The organism is Mucilaginibacter straminoryzae (assembly GCF_022953055.1).
GTDB lineage: Bacteria > Bacteroidota > Bacteroidia > Sphingobacteriales > Sphingobacteriaceae > Mucilaginibacter > Mucilaginibacter straminoryzae.
Window position 1 is genome coordinate 167933 of sequence record NZ_JALJEJ010000003.1, and the last position, 25568, is coordinate 193500.

The window sequence follows — 25568 nt, forward strand, 5'->3', positions numbered from 1 at the left end:
CTTTATAACGGAAGGGCTTCTTTATTTACCACCTGATATTTTTATCGATGTATTTGATCAGGTCATCAGCCATTGCTTGCTGTTCCGTTTTACTTGGATGCCCGGCCGTACCCTTATAAGGGAAAAAGTGCGTCTTTATCTTCACGTCATGTAGCCCTTCTGCGGCTTTGGTGATATAACCCGGCCATTGCGAACCTTCGCGCGTTGCATCCATACTACCGAGTGCGCAGATAATATTAGCTTGCGGGTACTTTTTCCGGATGGTTTTAATGAAATTCTGATAGGCCGCGATGATCTGTTTTTCATCCGGTGCTTTAGCGCCAAAACGGTGTGCAAATTCAGGATGCTGGGGCTGCTTTACCAGCCACGAATCATTCTGAAATAAATTGATCACTACCACGTCCGGTGTGTATTTATTAAAATTCCAGGTACTCTTTTCATCTGCGGGATCCAGCTTATCATACATTTCCGGCATAATTAACGGGAACCAACTCACCATCACTCCTATGCCGCTTCGCGCAATACAGGAGTACTCGGCGTTGAAATGCTTAGCAGTAAGGTAAGCGTAGCTTAAATAGTTGTCCTCGTAAGGTGGTGTACCTCTGTCCTTTCCGGTGGTATCCAAAACGGCATAGCCGCAGGTGATCGAATTACCATAGAATTCAATTTTACGGGTGTTGGTTAACGGTGTCGCTTCAATCTTACTATCGCCCTCCAGCTCAAAACCATACAGTAAGGTCCTTCCAAAAATCCATTCCGTACGTTTAAATAACTCCAGGGTATGCGGTCCGGATGCAAGTCCGGATACCAGGTCATAGCTATGCTGCAAGGAATCCAGCTCTACATCCTTTAACACTGTACCGTCTAAAATTACTTTTAGATAGTTCTTTCCAAACTCATCTTTCAACGAAGCTTTTATCCCCGTTCCGTTAAAGTTTATTTTTGCGGAGTTTCCAGACCAGCTTAATATCGCTGCCCCATTTTTAAATGCTATCCGTCCGCTGTATTTGATGTGGCTATCCGTGCTTTTAATAATTGTTTGTGCCGTTGCTGCAAGGCTTACAACACCAAGAATTAAGGCAATGAGGAATCTGTTTCTCATGATGAATGATATCTAAGCCAAGATAAGGCATTAACGTACCGCTGGCAAATTCCCGATCAGAAAAATAGAGTAAATGAGTACGCTACTGCCTCAACATGCGGGATCAACAAACACAAACCGCTACATTTGTGCAAGCCGGGGCTAATAATTATCTTGCCGCCTAAGCCTGATAACTCTCTTTTACCATGACTAAAAAACAGATTTTAGACTATCTGGATGAACACCATATACAACATATTAAGTTCGCTTTCGCCGATATTGACGGCGTGTTGCGGGGCAAGGTGATCCATAGAAGAAAGCTTGAGAGCGGCCTGGAAGATGGTTATGGTTTTTGTGATGTGGTTTTTGGTTGGGATAGCAGTGATGCGCCTTACGATCATGTTGATGTTACGGGCTGGCATACCGGTTACCCGGATAAACCCTGCCGGATAGATCTTTCTACGTTTCGCACTATTCCATGGCAGGATAATATTCCGTTTTTCCTGGCAGATTTTAGCGGGGCTGGAAATGAAACCGTGCCTTGCCCACGAACTTTGTTAAAACGTATTGTTAACGAATGCCACGAATTAGGTTTTCATCCCGAATTTGCACAAGAGTTCGAATGGTTTAATTTCAGGGAAACACCGCAATCACTGGCCGATAAGCAGTACATTAATCCGCAGCCGCTAACGCCGGGGATGTTCGGTTATTCTATACTTCGCCCCTCGCAACAAAGCGATTTTTATTACGATCTGATCAAAAGCCTGACTGAATTTGATATTCCAGTAGAAGGCCTGCATACCGAAACCGGTCCGGGAGTTTATGAGGCGGCAATATTTCATGACGAAGCGCTCAGAGCGGCTGATAAAGCCGTATTATTTAAAACCGCGGTTAAAGAAATAGCCGGTAAGCACGGCATTATGGCTTCTTTTATGGCCAAGTGGACAGAAACCTTACCCGGTTGTAGTGGCCACGTTCACCAAAGCTTATGGGATGCCGGTAAAAAGCAAAACCTTTTCTTTGATAGTCAGGACGAATTGCACATGAGTGAGTTGATAAAGCATTACATCGCCGGGCAGCTTTATTGCCTGCCGCACCTGGTACCAATGTATGCCCCTACTATAAACAGTTACAAACGCCTGGTTGAAGGGGCCTGGGCGCCCACTACCATTACCTGGGGTATTGATAACCGCACCACTGCTTTACGCATCATCAATCATAGCGAAAAACATAGCCGTGTCGAGACCCGTATCCCCGGTGCCGATACAAACCCTTACCTGGCCATCGCGGCCGCTTTGGCTTCGGGGCTGTACGGGATTAAAAATAAATTAGCTTTAGACATACCTCCCGTTAGCGGAAATGGCTATGCCGATAAAAGTAACGGAAGTATTCCGTCTAATCTGCGCGATGCGGCTCTAGCTATGCAGGATTCGGCCATTGCCCGCGAACTTTTTGGCGAAACTTTCGTATCACATTTTACAAAAACCCGTTTGTGGGAGTGGCAGCAATACAGCAGCCATGTTACCAATTGGGAAATTAAACGTTACTTTGAAATCATTTAACCTTATTGGTTAAATAACAATTATGGATTACGAATTAAGTACACTGATCATCCGTAAAGCCTGGGAAGGATATGATGCCTCTAAGGTGATCAGGAAAATAGAAGACATCAGCGCCAATGTATCAACCAACCTGGTGTTCAGGATCACTTTTGAAGATGACGATATTATTATTGCCAAGCTATCCTACTTTGGCAAATACGAATATTTTAAGGAAGACCACCGGCTGATCCACAGCTTATCTAATAACCTGCTTTACCCGTTCGAGAATTTTCTGGCAAAATCGCTGCTAAAAAATAACCGGGTTTATATTTATCGCTACCGGCACGGAAGAACAGATGCATGGGTGGTATTTTACAACCCTACCCGCATTATGGAACGTTTGCCGCGCCGTTTAGAGGAGCGCCATATTGTGAAGTTTGCCCAGCAGACGGCTAAATTTCATAAGGCCTGCTCCCGTGCCAGTAAGGTGCTGCCAAAATCGTCTAAAACGATGCGGACGGATATTAACGCCCTATTGGAACAACTTGCAAAAAACGAAAGCCAGTTTGGTACACGCAGCCAGGCAGATATTATCAAATACCACTGTGAGCAGTTCTTAAAGAATCGCGCAAAATATAATGCAGGTAGCTTTGAGGCTATACCTGTCTTTGTAGACTGGAACATTGGTAACTTCTCCGTCACTCCGGACCTGGAACTTTATTCGCGTTGGGATTACGATTGGTTCAGAAGAAATACCCGTATGATGGATTTCTACTTCTTCAGCCGCGTAGTATCTGATGTAGGCGACCGTACGGTATTCAGCTATTATATTACTACCATGATGGAAGAGCGGTTTATCCTGTTCCTAAAAGAATATCATAAGGTTTACCCGCTTACCATCAATGAATTGCATTACCTGAAAGAAGCCTACCGTTTTTTTATCCTTAATTACGTGATCAAAGATGGCAAGCACTTCTTTCATGAGCAGTATGCGAAAAAATTGCAGCGCGAGGCTTACGATATTTACCTGCCGTCCGTTGACCGTGATTTTAAGGCGGAAGTATTGATTGACGCCCTTGAATTAAGACCAGCCCCTATAACTGTTTAAACTAATGATACAAACCGTCGACTTTAAAGCTGTTATCGATAAATACCAAACCATTTTTTTTGATTCATACGGTGTAATTAAGAACCATAATGGTAAAGTTCCGGGTGTGGACGCTACTTTTGAATACCTGGAGCAAACCGGCAAGCAGTTTTATGTGCTCACGAACGACGCCTCGCGAAGCCCTATTCAGTTGGCCCAGTCTTTTCAAAAGATAGGCTTATCGCAAATTACTGCCGATAAGATCATTTCCTCGGGCATGCTTGCAAAGGATTACCTGGATCTGAAAGTGAATGATGGTACCGTTGCCTACCTGGGTACGCCGGATTCGGCACATTACATTGATAGCTCTGGCCTGCATACCATGCCGGTAAGTATGATCACCGAAGAAAATATCGACCAGGTAAATGCGCTGGTATTTTTAGATGATGAAGGCTTCGACTGGTTTGAAGATTTGAACAAAGCCGTTAATCTGATCCGCCGCAGGAACATCCCGGCCATTGTAGCGAATACAGACCACGCCTACCCGGTAAATAAACAGGATGTGGCTATTGCCATCGGCGGCTTGGCGCACATGATAGAACACATCACCGGGAAGAAATTTATCCGCTTTGGTAAACCTGATTCGCAGATGTTCAACTTTGCTTATGATATCCTGAGAGCAAAAGGCGACATCAATAAGAAAGACATCCTGATGGTGGGTGATACCCTAAATACAGACATTATTGGCGGTAATAAGTTCGGGTTAGATACTGTATTGGTGCTTACCGGCAATACCTTGCCCAAAGATGCAGAGACCCGTATTACGGCTACCGGCATTGTACCAACTTATATCTGTACATCTGCCGTTATAGATTAAAACAGCGCCCCTGTAAAATACAGGGAGCGCCGAACTAACTATTTAAAAAAACACTAAAAATAGATGCACTTATAGTTCTTCGCCGTGCTGGGAAACATCCAGACCAACGGCTTCTTCTTCTACCGATACACGCAGCGGGCTGATCAGGTCGGTAACTTTTAACAATAGCAGCGAACCGAAGAAGGCAAAGGCAGATACAGCCACCAGCGCTACCACATGTACCAGGAAGAGGTGGGTTTGCCCATAGTACAACCCGTTGCCGATGGTGTTGGCACTGTTTACATTCTGGCTGGCAAAAATACCTGTCAGCAGCATCCCCATCATGCCGCCTACACCATGGCACGGGAAAACATCCAGCGTATCATCAATGGATGTTTTTGTCCGCCATAATACCATTAGGTTACTTACAACTGCCGCAACTATACCAATAATCAGCGAGTGCGGAATAGTTACAAAACCCGCTGCAGGGGTGATCGCCACCAAACCTACTACCGCGCCGATACATGCGCCCATTACCCCAGGTTTTTTACCAAGCATCATGTCAAAAAATATCCAGGACATTGCTGCCGCTGCAGATGCAGTTGTCGTAGTAGCAAGCGCAGTTGCGGCCAGCGTCCCGGAACCTAATGCAGAACCTGCGTTAAAGCCAAACCACCCGAACCAGAGTAAGCCGGTACCTAATAATACATAGCTGATCCGCGCCGGGGCATGTGCCTTATCGGTACGCTGCTTTAAGTACAACGCAGCGGCCAATGCAGCCCAACCAGCAGACATGTGTACAACTGTACCACCTGCAAAGTCCAATACGCCGTATTTAAACATTAAACCATCCGGGTGCCAGGCCGAGTGTGCCAGCGGAGCGTAAATAACCACGATAAATAAACAAAGGAAAATAAGGTACGAGTTAAAACGGATCCGTTCTGCAAAAGCCCCGGTGATAAGCGCCGGCGTAATCACGGCAAACTTCAACTGGAACATGGCAAACAAAACCAGCGGTATAGTCGGTGCCAGTTTCCACGTAGCGTTGCCCAACATACCTTTCATCATAAAAAAGGTAGACGGGTTGCCGATGATGCCATTAATAGAATCGCCGAAGGCAAGGCTAAAGCCGAAAATAACCCATATAATGGTGATGACGCCCATACAAACAAAGCTTTGCAGCATGGTAGATAGCACGTTCTTTTTACTAACCATGCCGCCGTAGAAAAATGCCAGACCGGGCGTCATGATCAATACAAGGGCTGTAGCCATAATTAGCCAGGCGGTATCTCCCGCGTCTATTTTGCTGTCTTTTACGGTAACCGTTTCTGCCGAAGGGAATACAAGTGCCAGAACGACAATAAAGACCAGCACAATGAATGGTAAAATTTTTTTCATGATAATAGCTTCCTGAACCTCATGAAGAGGCCATGGTTAATGGTGATTGATTTAAAGTTGGATAATAGCGTAGTAGCCGGACGTCTCATATGGCCGGTGCTATCACGCGAATAAGGAAAAAGAAGTTACGATGGATTAGAAATCACCAAAAAGCGTGGAAAGGAAAAAGAAATAACTTGCCCGAATTTAAATAACCGGTGTTATTAAAATTATAGATCAATACCAACGGCTTGTAGCCGATAAGAACATTAGGGTTATTTGTGGCGAATAATTTAAAAAGCCCGCCCCCGCGGTGCGAAGAAAACCTGTAAACCGGTATTCCACCATAAATATTGATGTTATAAACCGGGTGATTTTTTATTGGAGTGCCAAATCCCTGCGCTTTAAGAATCGCGCAGACTGAATGATTGGAAAAATTTCTACTAAAAACAAAATCCCCACCTTTTAAACCTAAAGGAGCAAATAAAAAGCATATAAAAAATATTTTTACGGCTCTTATTTTCATCAAGTGAGATAAAAGAGGTTATTATTCTCACTAAAATAATAAATACTTGATATAAATAGTATAAATTATCTAATAAATAATGGAATTTATTGAAAATACTTACAAAAAACATACAAGTGAAGAGCTATCTCAGTAAATCGGCAGCTTAATCTTAATTTATTGAAGCTTTTTTGCAAGATTTCCAATAGACAGGCCTTGAACAAGGATAGAAAATACCACAACAACGTAAGTAATTAGGGTAAATTCGTCGCGGTGCATATCTTTAGTAAGGGAAAGCGCTAATGCAACAGATATTCCGCCCCTAAGTCCGCCCCAGGTCAATATCGTTACTACGTTTTTTTCGAAAAGCATCCACTTCCGTAAAAGTAGTAAAGGAAAGAAAACCGAGATCCAGCGAATTGCCAACACGAGTGGAATAGTAAGCAGGCCGATCACGAATATGATACTGTCTGTCTTTATCGTCAATATTTCCAGGCCGATCAGCAGAAACAATACCGCGTTCAATATTTCATCTACCAATTCCCAGAACTTGCCCAGGTAATCACGCGTCACGTCAGACATGGCCTCGTGCTTCACCTTGTTACCTGTAATAATACCCGCAACCACCATCGCTAATGGCCCGGATACATGTAGCTTGTCAGCCAACAAGTAGCCACCCAACACTAATGCAATGGTAATCAATACCTCTACCTTATAATCGTCAATTGAGCGAATAGCCAAATAACCAATATAACCCAGCAATGCGCCGAAAACCAATCCGCCTATTGCCTCTCGCGAAAAAAGTAATAACGTTTCGCCCCATGAAAAATGTCCGGTAGTAGAGCGGGCAACTTCAGAAATGGTGATAAAAAGCACTACACCTACTCCATCATTAAAAAGTGATTCGCCGGAAATTTTTAGCTCTAAGGATTCTGGAATTTTAGCGTCTTTCAATATTCCCAACACCGCTACGGGATCGGTAGGTGAAATTAACGCACCGAACAATAAGCAATATACCAGCGGAATAGACGCGCCGAAAAACGAAAACAAATACCACATACCGCCGCCAACTAACAACGTAGACACAACGGTGCCTAAAAGTGCCAGCAAGGCCACAGGCCCTAATTGGGCTTTCAGTTTAGACGCATCTACATGGATAGAACCCGCAAAGAGCAGAAAGCTGAGCATGAAGTTCATCAGCAGATCGTTAAAATCCACTGAAGAAACAAGTTCTATTGCTTTCTCTGATAAGATCGATCTAGAATTTCCGGTCAGGGCGATTAAAAGAGAAGAGATCAGCGAAAGCGCCATGATGCCTATGGTGGGTGGCAACTTAATAAAGCGATGGTTCACGTAGGCAAACACTGCCGCAAGCACAATTATAATAGTGAGAATCTCTCTGAAATCCATAAATTTTACCCCCTTGCCGCAAGATACAAAATACCAGTTAGCCGCCCGCCTTAAATCGCACCTATGGCCGGTACTTGCCCGATAAGGAAGGTGCTTATTTTACTGCACGGGAGTGTATTATCCGTGTAATAGCTATATTTGTAACAATTAGTTTACTCCCGCGGACTGATGTCTAAATTAGAAAAGCTGCTTTTAAATAAATACGTTGTTCTTTCGCTGTGGTTTGGGTTAAGCCTGATCGCGGTTATTAAGCAAGCATCGCACAACCATATCAACAACTATTTTATATATAAGTATACTTTTGTTAACCTCATTCATCAGCATAACCTCTACTCGCTTCAGCCAGAATATTATTTTGACCTGAATCACTATGGTCCGCTTTTCGGTTTGGTTATCGCCCCTTTTACGCTGCTGCCAGATTTTTGGGGATGTGTACTTTGGGTTGTATTCAATTGCTTTGCGCTCTATTGGGCCATCTGGCAATTACCCATGACGGTTAATCAGCGGCTGGCGATATTACTAATCAGCGCACACGAACTGATGACCGCTGCATTCGGCGTTCAGTTTAACCCGAGCGTAGCCGCCATTATCATCCTTAGCCTGGTTTTTGTACATCGCAAGCAGGATATGTGGGCAACGCTGCTAATCGTAGCAGGTACGTTGATCAAACTTTACGGTATTGTCGGTCTTGCCTTTTTCTTCTTCTCGAAGAATAAAATAAAGTTCATCTGGACCTTCTTGATGTGGAGCGCCGTTTTGTTTGTATTGCCAATGGCGTTCTCGTCGCCGCATTTCGTTATACAATCATACCATGATTGGTTGGTGTGCCTCAGCCAGAAGAATGCAGATAATACCACATCGCACATGCAGGATATATCGGTAATGGGGATGATCCGGCGGATTTTCCATTACCCTCAGTTATCTAATCTTGCGGTTTTAATTCCGGGGGTACTATTATTTGCAAGCGCTTATATACGTATCAGCCAGTTCAAATATCTTCCTTACCGCTTAACGTTGTTAGCTTCGGTATTGATCTTCGCGGTGATCTTCAGCACCGGCTCGGAATCGCCAACCTATATTATTGCCTTTGCAGGCGTAGCAATATGGTTTATGAATCTCGATCGCCCCGTTACCGGGTTCGTGATCTTTCTGCTGGTATTTGCCTTACTGGTTACCAGCCTTTCACCGTCTGATCTGTTCCCTAAATACATCAATAAAACCTACATTAAGCCATACGCACTAAAAGCGTTTCCATGCTTCCTGATATGGCTTAAAATCACCTATGAACTATTAACCAAAAATTTTGGCGATAAAGCTGTAAAGGCAGTTGCATCATGATGAAGAAGAAAATTTCTGTAGTAGTTCCATCTTATAACGAAGAAGGCAATATCCAGGTGCTGGCCTCAAAACTGGTATCGGTTTTAAAAACACTGCCGTATGAATACGAAGTAATTTTCGTTGACGACGGCAGTTCTGACGGCACCTTAGACAAACTAAAAACATTAGGCGATCTGGATCCTAACCTGTTTTACCTGGAACTATCCCGCAACTTCGGCCACCAAAACGCTTTGAAGGCCGGTTACGATTACGCCGATGGCGATTGTATCATCAGCATGGATGGCGATATGCAGCACCCGCCCGACCTGATACCCCAGTTTATTCAAAAGTGGGAAGAAGGCTATGATGTGGTTTATACCACCCGCGAATACCAGGATGAAGCGACGATATTTAAAACCAAATCGTCTGATCTGTTCTATAAAATGATCAACTCCCTTTCTGATACCAAGCTGGAAAAAGGAACGGCAGATTTCAGGCTGATCGATCGTAAAGTTGCCAATGTACTGGTATCGATGAATGAAAACGGCATTTTTATGCGCGGGCTGATCAAGTGGCTGGGTTTTAAACAATATGCGATACATTATACCGCTGAAGCCCGTTTCTCGGGAAAAAGTAAGTATACCTTGAAGAAGATGCTCCGTTTTGCGATACAAGGCATCACTGCTTTTAGCGTTCGTCCGTTATACCTGGCTACAGGAATGGGGTTCTTTTTCTCGGCGCTGGCTACGTTGTATATTCCATATATCCTCATCAGCTATTACTCGGGGCACGTCGTATCCGGCTGGACATCAATTTTGGCTACCGTGGTGTTCTTTGGCGGTGTACAGTTGACCGTATTAGGTATTATTGGTACATATCTGGGTAAATTGTTTATGCAGGCCAAACAACGTCCTAATTATATTATCCGTTCTACCAACTTGCAGCGCATTAATGATCTTATTAAGCTTTGATATAGAAGAGTTTGATATGCCGTTTGAATACGGCAAATCTTTACCGTTTGAAGAACAACTGGCAGTATCTACTGAAGGAACCAATAAAATACTGGACATTCTGCAGCAGGCCGGTGTAAAAGCTACCTTTTATTGTACCGCTAATTATGCTATGCACAAGCAAGACGTGATTCAGCGCATTTTAGCAGATGGTCACGAGGTGGCTTCACACGGGTTTTATCATACCGAATTCAAACCGGAGCATTTGCTGCAATCGCGGTTAAAGCTCGAAGAAATAACCGGCAAGCCTGTTAAAGGTTACCGTATGGCGCGGATGATGCCGGTAGACGAAACTGAAATAGCAAAGGCGGGTTATTGGTATAACTCTTCCATCAACCCTACATGGTTACCCGGAAGGTATAATAATTTTGATAAGCCGCGTACCTGGTTTTGGAATAAGGGAGTGTTGCAATTACCATCGTCAGTTTCCCCGCGGATCCGGTTTCCGCTTTTCTGGTTGAGTTTTCATAACCTGCCGATGTCGTTGCTGAAGTATTTCAGCGCTGCCACCCATAAAAAGGATGGCTACCTGAACCTGTACTTCCACCCCTGGGAGTTTACCGACCTGGATAAACCCCAGTTGTACAATTTTCCCGGCTATGTAACCAAAAACACGGGAGATGCTTTTGTGAAACGTTTGACCGAATTTATTAACTGGGCGAAAGCCAAAGGTTATGTATTCAGCAGGACAGATGATTTTGCTGAAGATATCATCGTTCATTCCAGGTAAAAACAAAAATCCCCTCTGTTTTAGAGGGGATCAGGAATTAATTCTTCTTAAACGGCCCTGTTGATATCCCAGGCTTCGAGGTAATCTGATACTTTCTTGATGAAGGCTCCGCCTAATGAGCCATCTACCACGCGATGGTCGTAAGATAGCGAAAGGAACATCATATGGCGAATGGTAATCACATCGCCGTTTTTAGTTTCCATTACAGCGGGCTTTTTCTTAATGGCACCGATAGCTAATATCGCCACCTGCGGCTGGTTGATAATCGGCGTACCCATCACGTTACCAAACGTACCTACGTTGGTGATGGTAAAGGTTCCATCTTTAATTTCTTCTGGCTTCAGCTTGTTCTTACGGGCGCGATTAGCCAAATCGTTTACAGCCTTAGCCAAACCGGTTAAGCTCAATTCGTCAGCCTTACGGATCACCGGCACAATCAGGTTGCCGCTCGGTAATGCTGTTGCCATACCGATATTAATATTTTTACGTTTGATGATATTAGTACCATCAACGGATACGTTGATCATCGGCAAATCTTTTATAGCTGATGCAACCGCTTCTATAAAGATTGGTGTAAAGGTTAATTTTTCCTTCTCGCGTGACTCGAAATGATTTTTTACTTTCTCGCGCCACATCACCAGGTTGGTTACGTCCACCTCAATAAATGAAGTGACGTGCGGCGATACCTTTTTACTGTTTACCATGTGTTCCGCAATTAAACGGCGCATACGGTCCATTTCTATAATCTCATCCTCGCCGCTTATAGAAACGCTGCTGCTTGAAGGCTTTGGCTGTTCTGGCTGCGGGATATATTCTGGTCGCTGATAAACAGGCTGACCGGGATAATAAACCGGAGGGGCCTGATACACCGGTGGTTGCTGATAAATTGGCTGTTGTACATATACCGGCGGCGCCTGGAAAACCTGCGGTTGCTGGTATATTGGTTGCTGCACGTACATTGGTTGTGGCTGCGGTTGTATAAAAGCTTGTTGCTGTTGTACAGGCTGCTGCACCGGTGGTATATAAGTATTTTGTTCTGGTTGTTGCATGGTTGGCTGTTGTACCTGCGGTTGCGCTTTTTGAGCTTCTGCTACAGGTTGTGGTGCTGCCGGTTGCGCTGGCGGCGCTACAGGTTTTTGTTGTTCAACAGGTTTAGGCGCAGGTGCCGCCGATTGCGGCCTCGGCCGCTCTGGTTGAGGTGGGGCAACTTGTGGTGCTGCTGCCGGCACAGGTTCCGGTTTGGGTGGTTCCGGAGTAGCCGTAACAACAGGGCCACTTTCCTCTACTGTTTGGTTTGGAACGATAGCAGCAGCAGTTTGTACCGGCTGTTCCGGAGTGGCAGCAGGCTGCGCAAACCGATTCTTGATATAATTCAGCAGATCATCTTTTGTTAAACGGCCTTCTGCTCCCGTTCCGGGAATGGTATCCAGTTCAGCAATGCTGATCCCCTCCTGCGAGGCAATGCTTTTCACTAACGGGGAATAGAATCTTCCCGAAAATACATTGGTAGCTTTTGCTTCGGATGGGGCAGCCGACTGTTGTACGGCAGGTCTGTTCTCTAACTGATCTACCCCAGGTATATGGTTTGCCGCAGCAGTTTGTGTTTCAGGTTGAGGAGCCGGTGTAGCTTGTTGGGCTTCTGGCTGAGCTGCAGGTGCCGGCGCTTCTTCTACTACAGGGACTTCCACAACAGGTGGCGGAGCCGCTGGCGGAACTGCATTTGCCGCATCAGCCTCGGTTTGAATAAGTGCGATAGGCGAACCCACCTGCACCACATCATCGGCGTTGTAGAGTTGGGTGATCAGTTTACCCGAAACAGGCGATGGTACCTCAGAGTCTACTTTATCGGTAGCTATCTCTAAAACGGCTTCGTCGGCTTCGATAAAATCACCTGGATTTTTAAGCCATTTGATGATCGTTGCTTCGGCAACGCTCTCCCCCATTTTAGGCAATAACAGCTGGTAATTGGACATAGATGAATAAAATATACTTCAATCTGCCAAATTTACACTATTTCACCGCTTTTACTACTATCAGTTAATAAAGTATTCAACAGTGTAAAGGCCGTAATTGCAGCTCTTTCTATGTTTTGCTGCCTCTTAGAACCAAATGTGAATTTCTTTACAATGCGATTGGTTTTAGATGCAGCAGCTATCCAAACCGTGCCTACAGGTTTCTCCGCCGTGCCACCTCCTGGTCCGGCCACCCCTGTTACAGCAATTGCATAGTCTGATTTAAAATTCAACAAAGCACCTTCCACCATTTCAGTTGCGGTTTCTTCGCTTACTGCTCCAAATTGCCAAAGCGTTTCGTTCTTTACGCCAAGCATGCTCTCCTTTAACTCATAGGCGTAGGAAATTGCCCCGCCTAAAAATACCGCAGAAGAACCAGGGTGCTGCGTCATTAAGTGGGAAATATAACCACCGGTACAGCTTTCAGCCACGCTGAGCGTTTCGCCCCGTGCCTCCAGCTTATCCATTATTGCTTTTTCTATCGGGATGTCGCCAATGGTAACCACTACGTTTTTTACCCGTTCTACAATCAGATTGATGTAGTGGGCAATCTGTCCGGCCAGCTGACCTTCTTTATCTTCGTAACCACTCAGGCGTAAACGCACCTGTCCTAATTTTGGCAGGTAAGCCAGTTTAACTTCTGGTGGCAGGCTTTCTTCAATATCTGCAATGCGTTCGGCAAGAAACGACTCTCCTTCTCCCGCAGTCAGTATCGTCTGGTGAATTACCTTCGGTAAATGGAACGCAGCAGATAATTTAGGTATCACGCTTTCCTGCATTAAGTACTGCATCTCATGCGGTACACCAGGCATAGACACGTAGATCTTTCCTTCGTGGTTGAACCACATACCCGGCGCCGTACCATTATTATTAGGTAATACTTCGCAATTTTCGGGAACCTCGGCCTGTTTAATGTTGACATCCAGCAAGGGGCGGTTGTAGCGCGCGAATATTTTTTTGACGTTTTCTAATGCGCCTTCATCCAGTTTAAAACCAACGCCGAAGTATTCAGCTAAGGTTTTCTTGGTAATATCGTCTTTGGTTGGCCCTAAGCCGCCGGTAATTAAAATCACATCCGCACGGTTACGCGCTTCGGCAAAGGCTGTCAGGATATGTTGCCGGTCATCAGAAACGGAACTGATCTGCTTCACGCGGATTCCTGTTTCATTCAAGCGCTGGGCCATCCAGGCCGAATTAGTATCGACAATCTGCCCGATTAATATTTCATCGCCGATCGTTATTATTTCTGCGAGCATGTTTTTAATTAGGATTATAATAGGTGTTATTTGTAAAGTCGCTGCGCTTGCTCAGTTTCAAGTCTTGCAAGATGGTAGATTTTACGCGCAGCATTACGCTGTACATTTTCAGGTAACCGAAGGGAATCCATTGTACAGACAAGTCCCAGCAATGCAGATCGCGGTAAATCCCTAATTGCATGGTGGTCATCTTCTGTTTACGCACATCAATATCCGAGTAGTAAGTGATCTTCCACTTTGGCGTGACGCTTACATCGCCCCTGGCCTGCACCGTATTACCAATAGTTGTGCTCAGACCATTGTTTACCAGTGAATAATTGAATGTATAACTTAGATTAACATTCCAGGGAATATTAAAGTCCACAAATGCCGATTGGTCCTGGTTGATCATTGACAAGCGCTCTGCCTCCTGTGGCGACATTCCCGAAGCTCTCGCCGTAGTTACTGTAGAATATGGATTGTAGCTTTTACCGGTCTTACTCTTCGAATTCAAGCTGATATCTGCCGAAGCATAAAAGTTGGTCAATTGCGGCAACTTGCCATCCTGCCAGCTGTAACGATCAATCAACCTGGCGGTACGCACAACAGCGTTATTCGCGATAGAATCACGGAAGCGTACGGAATATGGGTTAAAGTTACCACCAAAGTTGATGTTCACTTTTTGGTTGAAAACAGCGGTATGTCCGTTGAATGCGATTTGGGACAAACGGAATGAGTCTGCCGCCAGGTTATAACTACCATTAAAGGTTAAGCTTTGCAGTATAGAAATTTTCTTATCGGCCTGGGAGCTATCGGTACTTTTTGCCCGAACTTTCGCTTCAACACTGTTATCTAATGAGAAGGTAATTGCGCCGGACCGCCTGCCGGTAGGCCCACCGACTGCCGTATTATCAAAAATAGAGTATCTCTGGGCATAATATGGATATGGAACGGTAGACTCGGTTACAATGATTTTATTATACGTTCGGTCGAGCGTGGTAAAGTCCGGCGCGTAAGAGAAGCCTATACTCGGCGTCATGACGTGCCTTATGGCCTTTATCTTGCCCTTGAAATTAGTGGTACCGTAAAGTTTGGTAGTAAAGTTTGCACCGAAAGTGTAATCGCCCGCCCTTCTGAAACCCGGAACAACCTCTGTAACTGGTTGCGTTGGATTATTTACGTTGGTACGGTCGTAATACTTACGGGTAGTCTGGAAGTTCCAATATTCATTATAAGTTGCGCTACTGCTAAACTGCAGATATTTTAACAGCGTAAGGTTCATGCTTACCGGTATGGTTTGCTTGAAACCACTGCGCAGATATCTTAACAGGGTATCTTTATTAAACAAAACCGATTCTTTGATATTGTTAAGCGTATTTGTACCCTGCGAGGTATAGCTTACTGTAATTTTCTGATACCATTTTTGTTCACCTACACGGTCTTTCGAATCAAAAGGGCTTAAACTCGCCATATTAAAAGAGAAAGTAGGCAATTGCAGGTTCACTGTCCGGTTGGTAATATCCTGGCTATGCTGTAAGTTAACGCTTAAATTAAAGGGGCTGTTAGGCCATGTCCGCTGGTAAGAAACGCTGGATTGCAGCGTATTTTGTGTCAACTGCTGTAGGCTATAGCTCTGCTGCCCTGGCGAACTCTGGTAATAACTACTGGTACCTGCGTTAACGGAAGCAGAGAATACCGACCCGGGATGTGCGTTCGGGTCCTGCGCGTGCGACCATGCGATGTTGAAATTCTTACGCGCCGGATCGCCGGGGTTACCGTAATTCATCGAGGTGAAACTCAAAGCAACAGAGCCGGTATAGTTATAGCGCTTCTGGTAAACAGAACGTTCGCGCACCTCAAAAGATCCTTTTGAATAAATGGTACCTGTTGTAGTAAGATCGATATAATCATTCAAGGCCAGGTAATAACCAAATTCGCGCAGGAAGAAACCCAGTTTTGCATCCTCGCCAAAAGTTGGAAGGATAACACCTGATGCCCGGCTTTCCGGCTTCGGGAAGAAACCGAACGGGATACCTATAGGTATCGGCACATTTAAGATTTCCAGGTAAGCAGGGCCGGCAATGATCTGATTTTTTTCGGCAATACCCTTGGTGATCACGATGCCGAAATGCGTGTCAGGATAAGGCAAGTCGCAGGTGCTATACAACACATTGCGGTATGCCACCTCGTTTTCATTCAGCTTTTTGGCCATCCCTCCCGAAAGATAATTGGCATCCTGCTGCGACGAGGGATTGAAAACCTTCCCCTTTTTTGTCTCGTAATTGTAATAAAGTGAATCTGCCATCGTGGGCTTATCCGACTTCTGCTTCAATATCGGTCGCCCAGTATAGCGGTGCGTTTTAGGGTCTATCCTGCCGCTGGCAAATACGGTTTTATTCTTCTCGTCAAGGCGTATATAGTCTGCATCAAGCTCAAAATCTTCATAAGTAACACGTGCGCGGCCATACAAATAGCTAATCTTGTGCTCTTGGTCGGTATAGCTGGAATCCTGCGCAGTTGCCCGTACAATAGAGTTAAGGCCGCCTTTATTTTTAGAAGTATCTTTTGCAGCCTTGGTTGGTTTAGTGCTGCGGGCTTTTATTTTACCACCAGAACGTGTAACTTTAGGCAAACTATCCCGCCGGATAGTTGTATCGGAGCCCAATAATTGTTGTGCGATAACGTTATTAGTGAAGGCCAATAACATATTCGCCCCGCTAATAAACAACAGTATAAGGATTAGTCTGGCGAATTTCAAAGTTTGTAGTGAATAATAAATTTGCAGTTAATAACAGCTTTCAAAAATAATGAAAAATAAAGCATTCAGAAGTTTCATTTACAGTACTCATGCATTCGTGTTTTACTTTTTACTGTTTTCTGCCGCAGAAACCCGGGCGGCGAATTTTAATTATGTCGATACCACTCAGCGAGAGCCCGAAACCGTAAAGAAAGATACTTTGAATACTGCTTACAGCGGTTACAAGCTGCGTACGATTGTGGTTGATGCGGGTCATGGTGGTAAGCGTCCTGGTGCGTATGGTTCCTATTCAGTTGAAAAAAATGTAACGCTTGCACTGGCATTTAAATTGCAGAAGGCCATAGAAAAAGAACTACCTGATGTAAAAGTAGTAATGACACGCACTACAGACGACGATATTTTATGGCAGAAGAGATCTGATATTGCCAATGAAAATAAAGGCGACCTGTTTATTTCCCTGCATTGCAACTCACTGGCAGATAAAGTAGTTACTGTTCGTGGCAGACGTACGCGTGTGCCCGATCAGTCTGGCCGTGGCGTGTTATTGCTGGTGTATGGTTTTCAGCGTCATGGCGACGAAACAGGCGGTGACAAAGAACAGGCAGCAGCGATAAGGGAAAACTTATTTGAAGAAAATGATGTTAAGAGCAGTACCGGGGTTGATTTTAATGATCCGACCCAGGTGATTTTGTTGAACGCATTTAAAAATAAATACAGAAAGCAAAGCATTCATTTCGCTGATATTGTGAATGATGAGTTTAAATTTACCGATGGCAGGCCCAGTGAGGGCGTTCGTGAGCAAAGCATCCTGATTCTTTGCCATAGCGCGATGCCGGCAGTTTTGGTCGAAACAGGTTATATCAATAACCCCAAAGACGAAGCTTATTTAAATTCTGAGGACGGACAAAATGAGATTGTTGCTACCTTAGTGCGGTCATTAAAAATCTACAAAAAGGAAGTAGAACAACCGAATTAACATTTATCTGAGTACTTAATTATCACATTTTGAAAGTATCTAACGAAACCAAAGTAGGCATATTAACAGTTATTGCAATTACCGTACTTATCTTAGGCTATAGTTATCTGAAAGGAGGTGATGTTTTTTCGTCTTCTAACCGTTTTTACGCACTGTATAATAGCGTAGAAGGTTTAACGGTATCTAAACCGGTTTTGGTTAACGGCTTCCCTATTGGTAAGGTATCAAAGATGCAGCTGCAACCAGACGGGCGGACTATTGTAGAGTTTAAAATTGACAATCAATATAATGTGCCGGTAAATACCCTTGCCAAATTGGAGAGTACGGACCTGTTGGGTAGTAAAGCCATTGTATTTGAATTAGGCAGCAGTAAAGAATATGCAGAAGACCGCGATACACTGCGTGCCGATATTCAGGGCAGTTTAGCAGAAAGCCTGCAGCCGATACAGAAAAAGGCCGAGCAACTCATCGCTCGCCTGGATTCTACCCTGGCTTCTGTTAATAAGATCATCAATCCTGAATTTCAGCGTAATGTAGACCGCAGCTTCCTGAGCATCGCGAATTCATTACAGACCCTTGAAGGTACAACTAAGAAAATAGACCGTTTAATTGCCTCACAAACCGGCCACATTAACGGTATCATGTCTAATGCCGAGGTAGCTTCTTCAAACCTTAAAAACACTACCGGACATTTAACTACCATCAGTACCAATTTTGAACGGGTAAGTAACGATCTGGCCAATGCACATATCCGCGAAACACTGGAAAGTGCGAATCAAACCATTGCTAATCTGCAAGCGACAGTGGATAAAATCAACAACGGCAAGGGAAGTTTATCACTGCTGATCAATGATGACCAGATGTATAAAAACCTGAATGCTGCTTCGGGTAACTTAAACAACCTGTTTATTGATATCAAAGCACATCCAAGCCGTTACGTAAGCTTCTCGGTATTCGGGCGTAAGGATAAATAACCAAGGCCTATTTATTGGCTACGGCAAACGTTTTACCTTCTATAGCAAGCTCGGTGTCTGGAAACACGCTCCGGGCTTCCTCTAATAATTCGTTAAGGGTTTTGTAACGGGCAGAGAAATGGCCGATCAGCAGTCTTTTAGCAGAAGTTTGCAAAGCAACATGCCCGGCTTGCCACGCTGTGGTATGAAAAGTAAGCACGGCGCGGTCCAGCATGTTATGCAGAAACGTCGCTTCGTGGTACAGCAGATCTGCGTTACTGATCTCGCTAAAGTACTTATCATTATAAACGGTATCTGAACAATAGGCGTAGATTAATGGCGGTTCAGAATCTACAGTTAGTTCGTTGTTAGGAATTACCGTGCCATCCGGCGTTACGTAGTTCTGCCCCTTTTTCAATAAAGCGTAGTAATTGATCGGGATGTTCAACGGTTCTACCTTTTCTTTGATGATTTTTCGTGCCGATTTTCTTTGTCTAAAGACAAAGCCTGTACAGGCAATCCGGTGATCAAGCGGGACGCTTTTTACAATTACTTCCTGGTTCTCCAGAATAATCTCTGGCTCGTCCGGGTTAGTCGGCCTGAATTCTAACTGATAATTCAAAGTAGTATCTGAATACTTAAATTGAATATCAATGATCTCTTTCAGCGGGGCCGGTCCGTAGAGTCTAATTGGTTTCTTACGACCGTTCAGATGTAAAGACGAAAGCAAGCCTATTAAGCCCAGGTAGTGGTCGCCGTGAAGGTGGCTGATGAAAATATGATCTATGCGGCTGGCTTTAACATCGAATTTGAGTAGCTGCTGTTGGGTGCCTTCGCCGCAGTCTATCAAATACAGGCGCTCATTGATGTTAAGCGCCTGCGCTGTAGGATTTCTATTATAAATTGGTGTGGCTGAACTGCTGCCAAGTATAGTTACCTCAAATTTCATGAAGGTTTAACATACAAAAAGCTTATTTTGCTTCTTTCTTAAGCTCTTTTTCTATCTCTTCCATAAAAATCAGGTCGATTGCTTCTTCACATGATGGTACAATGCTGAGTACACTGTCCAATTGAGAGATGGTAATCAGCCTAGAGACAGACTCGCTTAGCCCGCAAAGGATAAAAACACCATCTGCATTTTTGCATAAACGGTGGCCAACCAACAGGCTGCTTAAGCCAGATGAATCTGCAAATTTAACCTGGCTAAGGTCTAAAATAATATTACGCTGGCCTTCTGTATTTATAAGAATTAGTTCTGATTTAAGCTGCGGTGTAAATAATGAATTCAGTTTTGATTCATTAAGCTTCATCATTACATATTTCTCGTGTTTATCGAGTGAAAATTTCATTATTTGGCGAATTAGATAGCTAAGATATAAATTAATTTAGCTAGAAATAAAAATTACAAGTTTTTTAAAGCTGCAAGAACGTTGTCCTCGACACGCTGCAATACGTCACCAGAGGCGGGTTTTACAAATTGTTCGCCGGTGATGTTGTTGTACAATTCAATATACCTTTCAGAGATAGAGTTAACAACTTCGGGTGTCATTTCCGGAATGGTCTGCCCATCTTTACCCTGAAAATTATTTTCTATTAACCATTTCCTTACAAACTCTTTTGAAAGCTGTTTCTGGGGTTCGTTGTTTTGCTGTCGCTGCTCGTACCCTTCTGCATAAAAATAACGGGAAGAATCTGGCGTATGAATTTCATCAATCAGGTAGATCTTGCCTTCTGCCTTACCGAATTCATACTTGGTATCTACCAATATCAGGCCCTGTCCTGCGGCAATATCAGTTCCCCGCTGGAACAGCGCACGTGTATAGCGCTCCAGTTGTTCATAGTCTTCACTACTCACAATACCGCGACCAACTATCGCTTCTTTAGAAATATCTTCATCATGCCCAACAGCAGCTTTAGTGGTAGGTGTAATGATAGGTTCCGGAAGTTTATCGTTCTCTTTCAGTCCTTCAGGCAGTTGTACACCGCAAACCTCTCTTTTGCCTGCTGCATATTCGCGCCATGCATGGCCAGCCAGGTAACCGCGTATTACCATCTCGACTTTAAAAGGTTCGCAAATACGACCAATGGTTACGCTCGGATCCGGGACAGAGATTACCCAGTTAGGCACAATATCCTGCGTATCTTCCAGGAACTTTGCGGCAATCTGATTAAGCACCTGCCCTTTGTAAGGAATTGGTTCAGGCAATACCACATCAAAAGCAGAGATACGGTCTGTTACAACCATTACCAGGTACTGATCTTTAATGGTATATACATCGCGGACCTTGCCTTTGTAAAAAGCAGTTTGTCCGGGAAAATTAAAGTGAGTTTCTTTTATAGCATCCATTGGCCCCTCCTAAATCCTCCCCTGTAGGGAGGACTTTTAATTTTCGGCAAATATAAAAAAAATCCCCTCCCTTTCGGGGAGGGTTAGGGTGGGGCTCTTACTGTATATCCCCGTAAGCTTCGAGTATCCGTTTTACCAATTTGTGGCGCACAACGTCTTCGCCGGTCAGGTAGATAATCTCTATACCCTTGATATCGCTTAAGATACGCAAAGCAGTATGTAAACCAGACTGTTGCTTTTTAGGTAAGTCTATCTGGGTAACATCGCCGGTAACAATAAACTTGGCCGACGGCCCCATACGTGTCAGGAACATTTTCAACTGCATATCCGTTGCGTTCTGCGCCTCATCCAGGATCACAAAACAGTTATCCAGCGTACGGCCGCGCATAAACGCTAAAGGTGCAATCTCGATAGTCCGGTTCTCCAGATAAGTTTTCAGCTTCTCGGCAGGGATCATATCGTCCAAGGCATCATAAAGCGGGCGTAGATAAGGATCTATCTTCTCTTTAAGGTCGCCGGGTAAAAAACCGAGGTTCTCACCTGCTTCAACTGCAGGCCTTGTTAAGATAATCCGTTTTATCTCCTTGTTTTTCAATGCTCTGACAGCCAGGGCTACAGCGGTATAAGTTTTACCGGTACCCGCAGGGCCGATAGCAAATAGAATATCACTTTTAACAATACCATCTACCATGCGCCGCTGGTTGGCGGTGCGTGCCTTTACCAATATACCGTTAGGCCCGAATACGATTACTTCGCCGGTGGTCGACTTATCGGCAGCGCCTTCCGTTTGTACGGGTTCAGCTACCTTCGCACCCAAGATCCGTTCAATATCGGTGATATTCAGATTGTCGTATTTTTCGACATGTTGAAGCAGGTGCTCAAATTTATTACGAAATGTGCCCAACTCATGCTCCTCTCCCAGTATCTTAACCTCGTTACCTCTGGCCACAATTTTAAGCTTCGGGTATTGCTTCTTAATGATCTCAAAATGATCGTTATTGGATCCCCACAATACCGCCGGGTTTATATTTTCTAATGATAATTTAAGTTCGTTCAATATTAACTGATTTTATAGTTACAGATGTTTTGTGGTTAAAAAATTTAATATTTGCAGCGTTAATCTGCATGTACAAGATTAACAATATTTATTCAAAAAAGTAATGCCGATAATAACATTAACAACAGATCTGGGTGATAAAGATATCTACCAGGCTGCCCTGAAAGGCAGCATTTTAAGTCTGTTGCCAACAGTTAGCATCATAGACATTACCCATAGCGTTGCTGCATTTAATGTGCAGCAGGCTGCATTTATTTTAAAGAACGCATACCACTATTTCCCGCAGAATACCGTCCATCTCATCGGTATTGATACGGTTTACAATGTTCATACCCGTTACCTGGCAGTGAAATACCGGGGGCATTACTTTGTTGGTGCAGATAACGGCATATTCTCGTTAATGTTTGATCAGCAGCCAGACGAAATGGTGGAGATCAATATTATGCAGGATCTTAAGTTTTTGCATTTCCCCCTGGCGGATATTTTTGTAAAAGCCGCGTGCCATCTTGCGCAGGAAAAACCGCTCGAAGAAATTGGGCTACCTGTAACCAGCATCGAAAAGAAGATGAACCTGCAGCCCGTAGTGGAACGCAACCTGATCAAGGGAATGGTGATCTACGTAGATTCTTTCCAGAACGTGATCACCAATATCACTAAAGACTTCTTTAACAAGGTACAACATGGCCGCCGTTTTACGTTATACTTTAAACGTAACGAAACCATTAATCAGCTGAGCTGGCATTACAATGAGGTGCCAGAAGGTGAAAAACTATGTCTGTTTGGCATTAGTGATCACCTGGAGATTGCCATTAATAAAGGCAATGCGAGTGGTTTGCTCGGCTTAAACGTTGGCGATAGTGTGATCATCGATTTCGAATAACAGCCTTATGAAAAATTTAATCCTGTTGCTGGCGGGCGTCCTGCTTGCAGCTATTGCTTTCGCACAAAATAAAAATTACGATTCTGTAGCCTACGAACAGCAGCGCACCAAAATAAAAAACCTGTTGGCACAACGGTCGCAAAAATTTGGGCAATACGATGCCAGCCTGAATATGCACACCGGTATCTTCGGCTTACAGACTAAGAAAGACATCCGCCGTTCTAACGAGATCCTGATGGATATTGCCCATACCGATGACGTGATCTTCAATGAGTTAAAAGTGCTCCTCTCCTTCCGTAATAATCAGTTGGACCTACGCACCCTTCAACAACAGCAGGCGCAGAGCCGGGCAAAGGAAGTAGAATCCATGACCTATAACTTTGCGCAGACCATTAATAAACTCCGCGATAAGAACGATAGGCTGAAAAAACAACTGACAGAAGCGCAAAAACCGGTAAGCGCCAGTAATGCTCCACTTATAGTTCTTATTGTTCTCATGGCTGCGTCAATTTTATTCCTCGGTATGCAAAATGCGCGATTAAAGCGTAAAAAAGCGTAAATTTGACCTTAGAATAAGTATGGCGCGACAACGATTGAACAGCGGAAACGCTTCTGAAAAAGAACTACCCAAAGCAAAATTAAATAGAGAAAGCCTGCAAAAGGTTGCAAAGCTTTTAAGTTACATCAGCCCTTACAAAGGCAAGTTTATCGGCGGTTTAATTTTTTTAATTCTATCCAGCCTAACGGGCCTTGCCTTTCCGGGATTTTTTGGTGCATTGATAGATGCTGCACAAGGCAGGCAACGTTATAGTTTTATCCCCGCGAATTTGACTACCATTGGTGAGATAGCCCTGGCGGTACTTTTTGTTCAGGGGTTTGTATCCTATTTCCGGATCACCTGGTTTGTGCAGGTAGCCGAAAAATCATTGGCCGACTTACGCCGCGACACTTACTTCAGGCTGATTACCCTTCCAATGAACTTTTTCGCCAATCGCCGGGTTGGTGAGTTGAACAGCCGTATCTCTGCCGATCTTTCGCAAATACAAGATACGTTGACCACGACAATAGCAGAAGCCATCCGCCAGATGATCATTCTGGTTGGTGGCATCATCCTGCTAATGGTGGTTTCCATAAAATTGACGCTGGCCCTGCTACTCGTATTGCCGTTTCTGATCGCTACAGCGATCATCTTCGGAAAGTTCATCCGGAAACTATCCCGGCAGGCGCAAGATAAATTAGCAGATTCTAATACCGTAGTTGAAGAAACCTTGCAAGGAATTGCCAATGTGAAGGCATTCGTAAATGAGGCTTTTGAAGCGGCTCGGTACGATCGAAATCTTCGCGATGTAGTAAGCCTGGCTATCAAAGGCGCGAAATACCGTGGCATGTTCGGTGCTTTTATTGTGTTTTGTTTATTCGGCACGATATTCTGCGAGATCTGGTATGGTTCTTACCTGGTATCTATCCACGATCATGGCTTTACCTTTGGTAAGCTGACCACCTTTATTGTTTACGCAGCATTCATCAGTGCCGCGATGGGCAGCCTGCCGGATTTATATGCCAATATCCAGAAAGCGGTAGGTTCAAGTGAGCGGGTACTGGAGATTTTAGGTGAAGAAGGTGAAGACGTTTCCATCAATGAAAAGGAGAACGAGATCAGGCAGGTATTGCACGGTAACCTTAATTTCGAGCATGTAGTATTTTCGTATCCTTCGCGGCCGGAAATTACCGTATTGAAAGATGTTTCTTTTGCCGCATCTGCCGGTCAGAAAGTAGCCATCGTCGGGCCGAGCGGCTCTGGTAAATCAACCATGGCATCATTGATCCTTCAGTTTTACAAACCGCAAAGCGGCAGAATATTATTTGACGGAAAGCCAACGGATAGTTATGCTTTAACAGACATTCGTAACCAAGTTGCTATTGTGCCGCAGGATGTTTTATTGTTTGGCGGATCTATAGCAGAAAATATTGCTTACGGCAAACGTAATGCCTCGCGTGAAGAAATTATAGAAGCGGCTAAACGCGCAAATGCGCACCAGTTCATCAGCAATTTCCCTGAAGGGTATGATACCATGGTGGGCGAACGGGGTGTTAAGCTATCCGGAGGTCAGCGCCAGCGTGTTGCCATAGCCCGTGCCTTATTGAAAAATCCGGCGATTTTAATCCTGGACGAAGCTACTTCATCGCTCGACTCTGAATCTGAACGTTTAGTACAAGAGGCGTTGGAGGAACTGATGAAAGACCGCACTTCTATTATTATTGCTCACCGCTTATCAACCATCCGTGAAGCCGACCAGATCATTGTACTGGATAAAGGCGTAATTACTGAGAGCGGAAGCCACGAAGAACTGATTGGCAACCAGAATGGCCTTTATCGCCACCTTAGCCAGTTGCAATTCGACATAGGTTGAGAGCTTATAGCTCATAGTTGATAGT

The 25568-nt window shown here is 44.3% G+C and carries 20 protein-coding genes and 2 pseudogenes; 11 read left to right on the forward strand and 11 right to left on the reverse strand.

Annotation, left to right across the window (positions count from 1 at the left end; translation table 11 throughout):
- Positions 1 to 25: 25 nt before the first annotated feature.
- The gene (locus tag MUY27_RS07945; protein ID WP_245129471.1) at positions 26 to 1102 is read right to left on the reverse strand and encodes an SGNH/GDSL hydrolase family protein; all 1077 of its coding nucleotides are present in this window, start codon (positions 1100 to 1102) and stop codon (positions 26 to 28) included.
- Between the two features lie 185 nt (positions 1103 to 1287).
- Between MUY27_RS07945 and MUY27_RS07950 the strand changes: the two genes are divergently transcribed.
- The 3 genes from MUY27_RS07950 to MUY27_RS07960 are packed head-to-tail and all read left to right on the forward strand — an operon-like array spanning position 1288 to position 4586.
- Entirely contained in the window at positions 1288 to 2643 is a 1356-nt protein-coding gene (locus MUY27_RS07950; protein WP_245129472.1) for a glutamine synthetase family protein, read from the forward strand.
- A 22-nt stretch (positions 2644 to 2665) separates the two neighbouring features.
- Positions 2666 to 3730: a hypothetical protein gene (locus MUY27_RS07955; RefSeq protein WP_245129473.1), complete on the forward strand. Its 1065-nt coding sequence runs from the start codon at positions 2666 to 2668 to the stop codon at positions 3728 to 3730.
- 4 nt (positions 3731 to 3734) lie between these two features.
- The gene (locus tag MUY27_RS07960) at positions 3735 to 4586 is read left to right on the forward strand and encodes a TIGR01459 family HAD-type hydrolase (RefSeq protein WP_245129474.1); all 852 of its coding nucleotides are present in this window, start codon (positions 3735 to 3737) and stop codon (positions 4584 to 4586) included.
- 69 nt (positions 4587 to 4655) lie between these two features.
- Here MUY27_RS07960 and MUY27_RS07965 read toward each other — a convergent pair whose 3' ends face one another.
- Entirely contained in the window at positions 4656 to 5963 is a 1308-nt protein-coding gene (locus tag MUY27_RS07965) for an ammonium transporter (RefSeq protein WP_245129475.1), read from the reverse strand.
- Positions 5964 to 6624: 661 nt separating this feature from the next.
- A complete protein-coding gene (locus MUY27_RS07970) occupies positions 6625 to 7857 on the reverse strand; it encodes a cation:proton antiporter (protein ID WP_245129476.1) in 1233 nt (410 codons plus the stop codon).
- Positions 7858 to 8025: 168 nt separating this feature from the next.
- Here MUY27_RS07970 and MUY27_RS07975 point away from each other — a divergent pair, with 168 nt between their 5' ends.
- From MUY27_RS07975 to MUY27_RS07985, 3 genes are read left to right on the forward strand one after another with little or no spacing between them, the layout of a single operon-like run.
- Positions 8026 to 9195, forward strand: a complete 1170-nt coding sequence (locus tag MUY27_RS07975; protein ID WP_245129477.1) for a glycosyltransferase family 87 protein — start codon at positions 8026 to 8028, stop codon at positions 9193 to 9195.
- Positions 9192 to 10145, forward strand: a complete 954-nt coding sequence (locus MUY27_RS07980; RefSeq protein ID WP_245129478.1) for a glycosyltransferase family 2 protein — start codon at positions 9192 to 9194, stop codon at positions 10143 to 10145. Before MUY27_RS07975 ends, MUY27_RS07980 begins: the two co-directional genes overlap by 4 nt.
- The gene (locus MUY27_RS07985) at positions 10126 to 10914 is read left to right on the forward strand and encodes a polysaccharide deacetylase family protein (protein ID WP_245129479.1); all 789 of its coding nucleotides are present in this window, start codon (positions 10126 to 10128) and stop codon (positions 10912 to 10914) included. Before MUY27_RS07980 ends, MUY27_RS07985 begins: the two co-directional genes overlap by 20 nt.
- A 47-nt stretch (positions 10915 to 10961) precedes the next feature.
- Here the strand turns inward: MUY27_RS07985 and MUY27_RS07990 are convergent.
- The 4 genes and pseudogenes from MUY27_RS07990 to MUY27_RS08005 form a co-directional block, all read right to left on the reverse strand.
- Positions 10962 to 11684: pseudogene (locus tag MUY27_RS07990) on the reverse strand (dihydrolipoamide acetyltransferase family protein); the annotation flags it as partial.
- Positions 11685 to 12299: 615 nt separating this feature from the next.
- A pseudogene (locus tag MUY27_RS07995) lies at positions 12300 to 12887 on the reverse strand (biotin/lipoyl-containing protein); the annotation flags it as partial.
- A gap of 32 nt (positions 12888 to 12919) precedes the next feature.
- The gene (locus MUY27_RS08000; protein ID WP_245129480.1) at positions 12920 to 14182 is read right to left on the reverse strand and encodes a competence/damage-inducible protein A; all 1263 of its coding nucleotides are present in this window, start codon (positions 14180 to 14182) and stop codon (positions 12920 to 12922) included.
- A 4-nt stretch (positions 14183 to 14186) separates the two neighbouring features.
- Positions 14187 to 16868 (reverse strand): putative LPS assembly protein LptD, encoded by a 2682-nt coding sequence (locus tag MUY27_RS08005; protein WP_245129481.1) that lies wholly within the window; start codon positions 16866 to 16868, stop codon positions 14187 to 14189.
- 100 nt (positions 16869 to 16968) lie between these two features.
- Here MUY27_RS08005 and MUY27_RS08010 point away from each other — a divergent pair, with 100 nt between their 5' ends.
- Both MUY27_RS08010 and MUY27_RS08015 read left to right on the forward strand, forming a co-directional pair.
- Positions 16969 to 17895, forward strand: coding sequence for an N-acetylmuramoyl-L-alanine amidase family protein (locus tag MUY27_RS08010; protein WP_245129482.1), 927 nt, complete (start codon positions 16969 to 16971; stop codon positions 17893 to 17895).
- A gap of 29 nt (positions 17896 to 17924) precedes the next feature.
- Complete coding sequence (locus MUY27_RS08015) at positions 17925 to 18869, forward strand: MlaD family protein (protein ID WP_245129483.1); 945 nt, start codon at positions 17925 to 17927, stop codon at positions 18867 to 18869.
- A 7-nt stretch (positions 18870 to 18876) separates the two neighbouring features.
- Here MUY27_RS08015 and MUY27_RS08020 read toward each other — a convergent pair whose 3' ends face one another.
- The 4 genes from MUY27_RS08020 to MUY27_RS08035 all read right to left on the reverse strand — a co-directional run bounded on the left by MUY27_RS08020 (position 18877) and on the right by MUY27_RS08035 (position 22252).
- On the reverse strand, positions 18877 to 19797 hold the full coding sequence (locus MUY27_RS08020) for a ribonuclease Z (RefSeq protein WP_245129484.1): 921 nt from the start codon (positions 19795 to 19797) through the stop codon (positions 18877 to 18879).
- Between the two features lie 22 nt (positions 19798 to 19819).
- Positions 19820 to 20197, reverse strand: a complete 378-nt coding sequence (locus tag MUY27_RS08025; RefSeq protein ID WP_245129485.1) for an STAS domain-containing protein — start codon at positions 20195 to 20197, stop codon at positions 19820 to 19822.
- 53 nt (positions 20198 to 20250) lie between these two features.
- Positions 20251 to 21195 (reverse strand): phosphoribosylaminoimidazolesuccinocarboxamide synthase, encoded by a 945-nt coding sequence (locus tag MUY27_RS08030; protein WP_245129486.1) that lies wholly within the window; start codon positions 21193 to 21195, stop codon positions 20251 to 20253.
- 97 nt (positions 21196 to 21292) lie between these two features.
- Positions 21293 to 22252, reverse strand: coding sequence for a PhoH family protein (locus MUY27_RS08035; RefSeq protein ID WP_245129487.1), 960 nt, complete (start codon positions 22250 to 22252; stop codon positions 21293 to 21295).
- A gap of 103 nt (positions 22253 to 22355) precedes the next feature.
- Between MUY27_RS08035 and MUY27_RS08040 the strand changes: the two genes are divergently transcribed.
- From MUY27_RS08040 to MUY27_RS08050, 3 genes are read left to right on the forward strand one after another with little or no spacing between them, the layout of a single operon-like run.
- Complete coding sequence (locus MUY27_RS08040; RefSeq protein WP_245129488.1) at positions 22356 to 23132, forward strand: SAM hydrolase/SAM-dependent halogenase family protein; 777 nt, start codon at positions 22356 to 22358, stop codon at positions 23130 to 23132.
- Positions 23133 to 23139: 7 nt separating this feature from the next.
- The gene (locus tag MUY27_RS08045; protein ID WP_245129489.1) at positions 23140 to 23691 is read left to right on the forward strand and encodes a hypothetical protein; all 552 of its coding nucleotides are present in this window, start codon (positions 23140 to 23142) and stop codon (positions 23689 to 23691) included.
- A 19-nt stretch (positions 23692 to 23710) separates the two neighbouring features.
- Positions 23711 to 25543 carry an ABC transporter ATP-binding protein gene (locus MUY27_RS08050; protein WP_245129490.1) on the forward strand — a complete coding sequence of 611 codons (1833 nt, stop codon included), beginning with the start codon at positions 23711 to 23713 and terminating at the stop codon, positions 25541 to 25543.
- Positions 25544 to 25568 lie beyond the last annotated feature (25 nt).

Excerpts from the sequence above, each read along its gene's own strand:
- MUY27_RS07945 (WP_245129471.1), bottom strand. The coding sequence starts at position 1,102 with ATGAGAAACAGATTCCTCATTGCCTTAATTCTTGGTGTTGTAAGCCTT.
- MUY27_RS07950 (WP_245129472.1), top strand. The coding sequence starts at position 1,288 with ATGACTAAAAAACAGATTTTAGACTATCTGGATGAACACCATATACAA.
- MUY27_RS07955 (WP_245129473.1), top strand. The coding sequence starts at position 2,666 with ATGGATTACGAATTAAGTACACTGATCATCCGTAAAGCCTGGGAAGGA.
- MUY27_RS07960 (WP_245129474.1), top strand. The coding sequence starts at position 3,735 with ATGATACAAACCGTCGACTTTAAAGCTGTTATCGATAAATACCAAACC.
- MUY27_RS07965 (WP_245129475.1), bottom strand. The coding sequence starts at position 5,963 with ATGAAAAAAATTTTACCATTCATTGTGCTGGTCTTTATTGTCGTTCTG.
- MUY27_RS07970 (WP_245129476.1), bottom strand. The coding sequence starts at position 7,857 with ATGGATTTCAGAGAGATTCTCACTATTATAATTGTGCTTGCGGCAGTG.
- MUY27_RS07975 (WP_245129477.1), top strand. The coding sequence starts at position 8,026 with ATGTCTAAATTAGAAAAGCTGCTTTTAAATAAATACGTTGTTCTTTCG.
- MUY27_RS07980 (WP_245129478.1), top strand. The coding sequence starts at position 9,192 with ATGATGAAGAAGAAAATTTCTGTAGTAGTTCCATCTTATAACGAAGAA.
- MUY27_RS07985 (WP_245129479.1), top strand. The coding sequence starts at position 10,126 with ATGATCTTATTAAGCTTTGATATAGAAGAGTTTGATATGCCGTTTGAA.
- MUY27_RS08000 (WP_245129480.1), bottom strand. The coding sequence starts at position 14,182 with ATGCTCGCAGAAATAATAACGATCGGCGATGAAATATTAATCGGGCAG.
- MUY27_RS08005 (WP_245129481.1), bottom strand. The coding sequence starts at position 16,868 with ATGTTATTGGCCTTCACTAATAACGTTATCGCACAACAATTATTGGGC.
- MUY27_RS08010 (WP_245129482.1), top strand. The coding sequence starts at position 16,969 with ATGAAAAATAAAGCATTCAGAAGTTTCATTTACAGTACTCATGCATTC.
- MUY27_RS08020 (WP_245129484.1), bottom strand. The coding sequence starts at position 19,797 with ATGAAATTTGAGGTAACTATACTTGGCAGCAGTTCAGCCACACCAATT.
- MUY27_RS08025 (WP_245129485.1), bottom strand. The coding sequence starts at position 20,197 with ATGAAATTTTCACTCGATAAACACGAGAAATATGTAATGATGAAGCTT.
- MUY27_RS08030 (WP_245129486.1), bottom strand. The coding sequence starts at position 21,195 with ATGGATGCTATAAAAGAAACTCACTTTAATTTTCCCGGACAAACTGCT.
- MUY27_RS08040 (WP_245129488.1), top strand. The coding sequence starts at position 22,356 with ATGCCGATAATAACATTAACAACAGATCTGGGTGATAAAGATATCTAC.
- MUY27_RS08045 (WP_245129489.1), top strand. The coding sequence starts at position 23,140 with ATGAAAAATTTAATCCTGTTGCTGGCGGGCGTCCTGCTTGCAGCTATT.
- MUY27_RS08050 (WP_245129490.1), top strand. The coding sequence starts at position 23,711 with ATGGCGCGACAACGATTGAACAGCGGAAACGCTTCTGAAAAAGAACTA.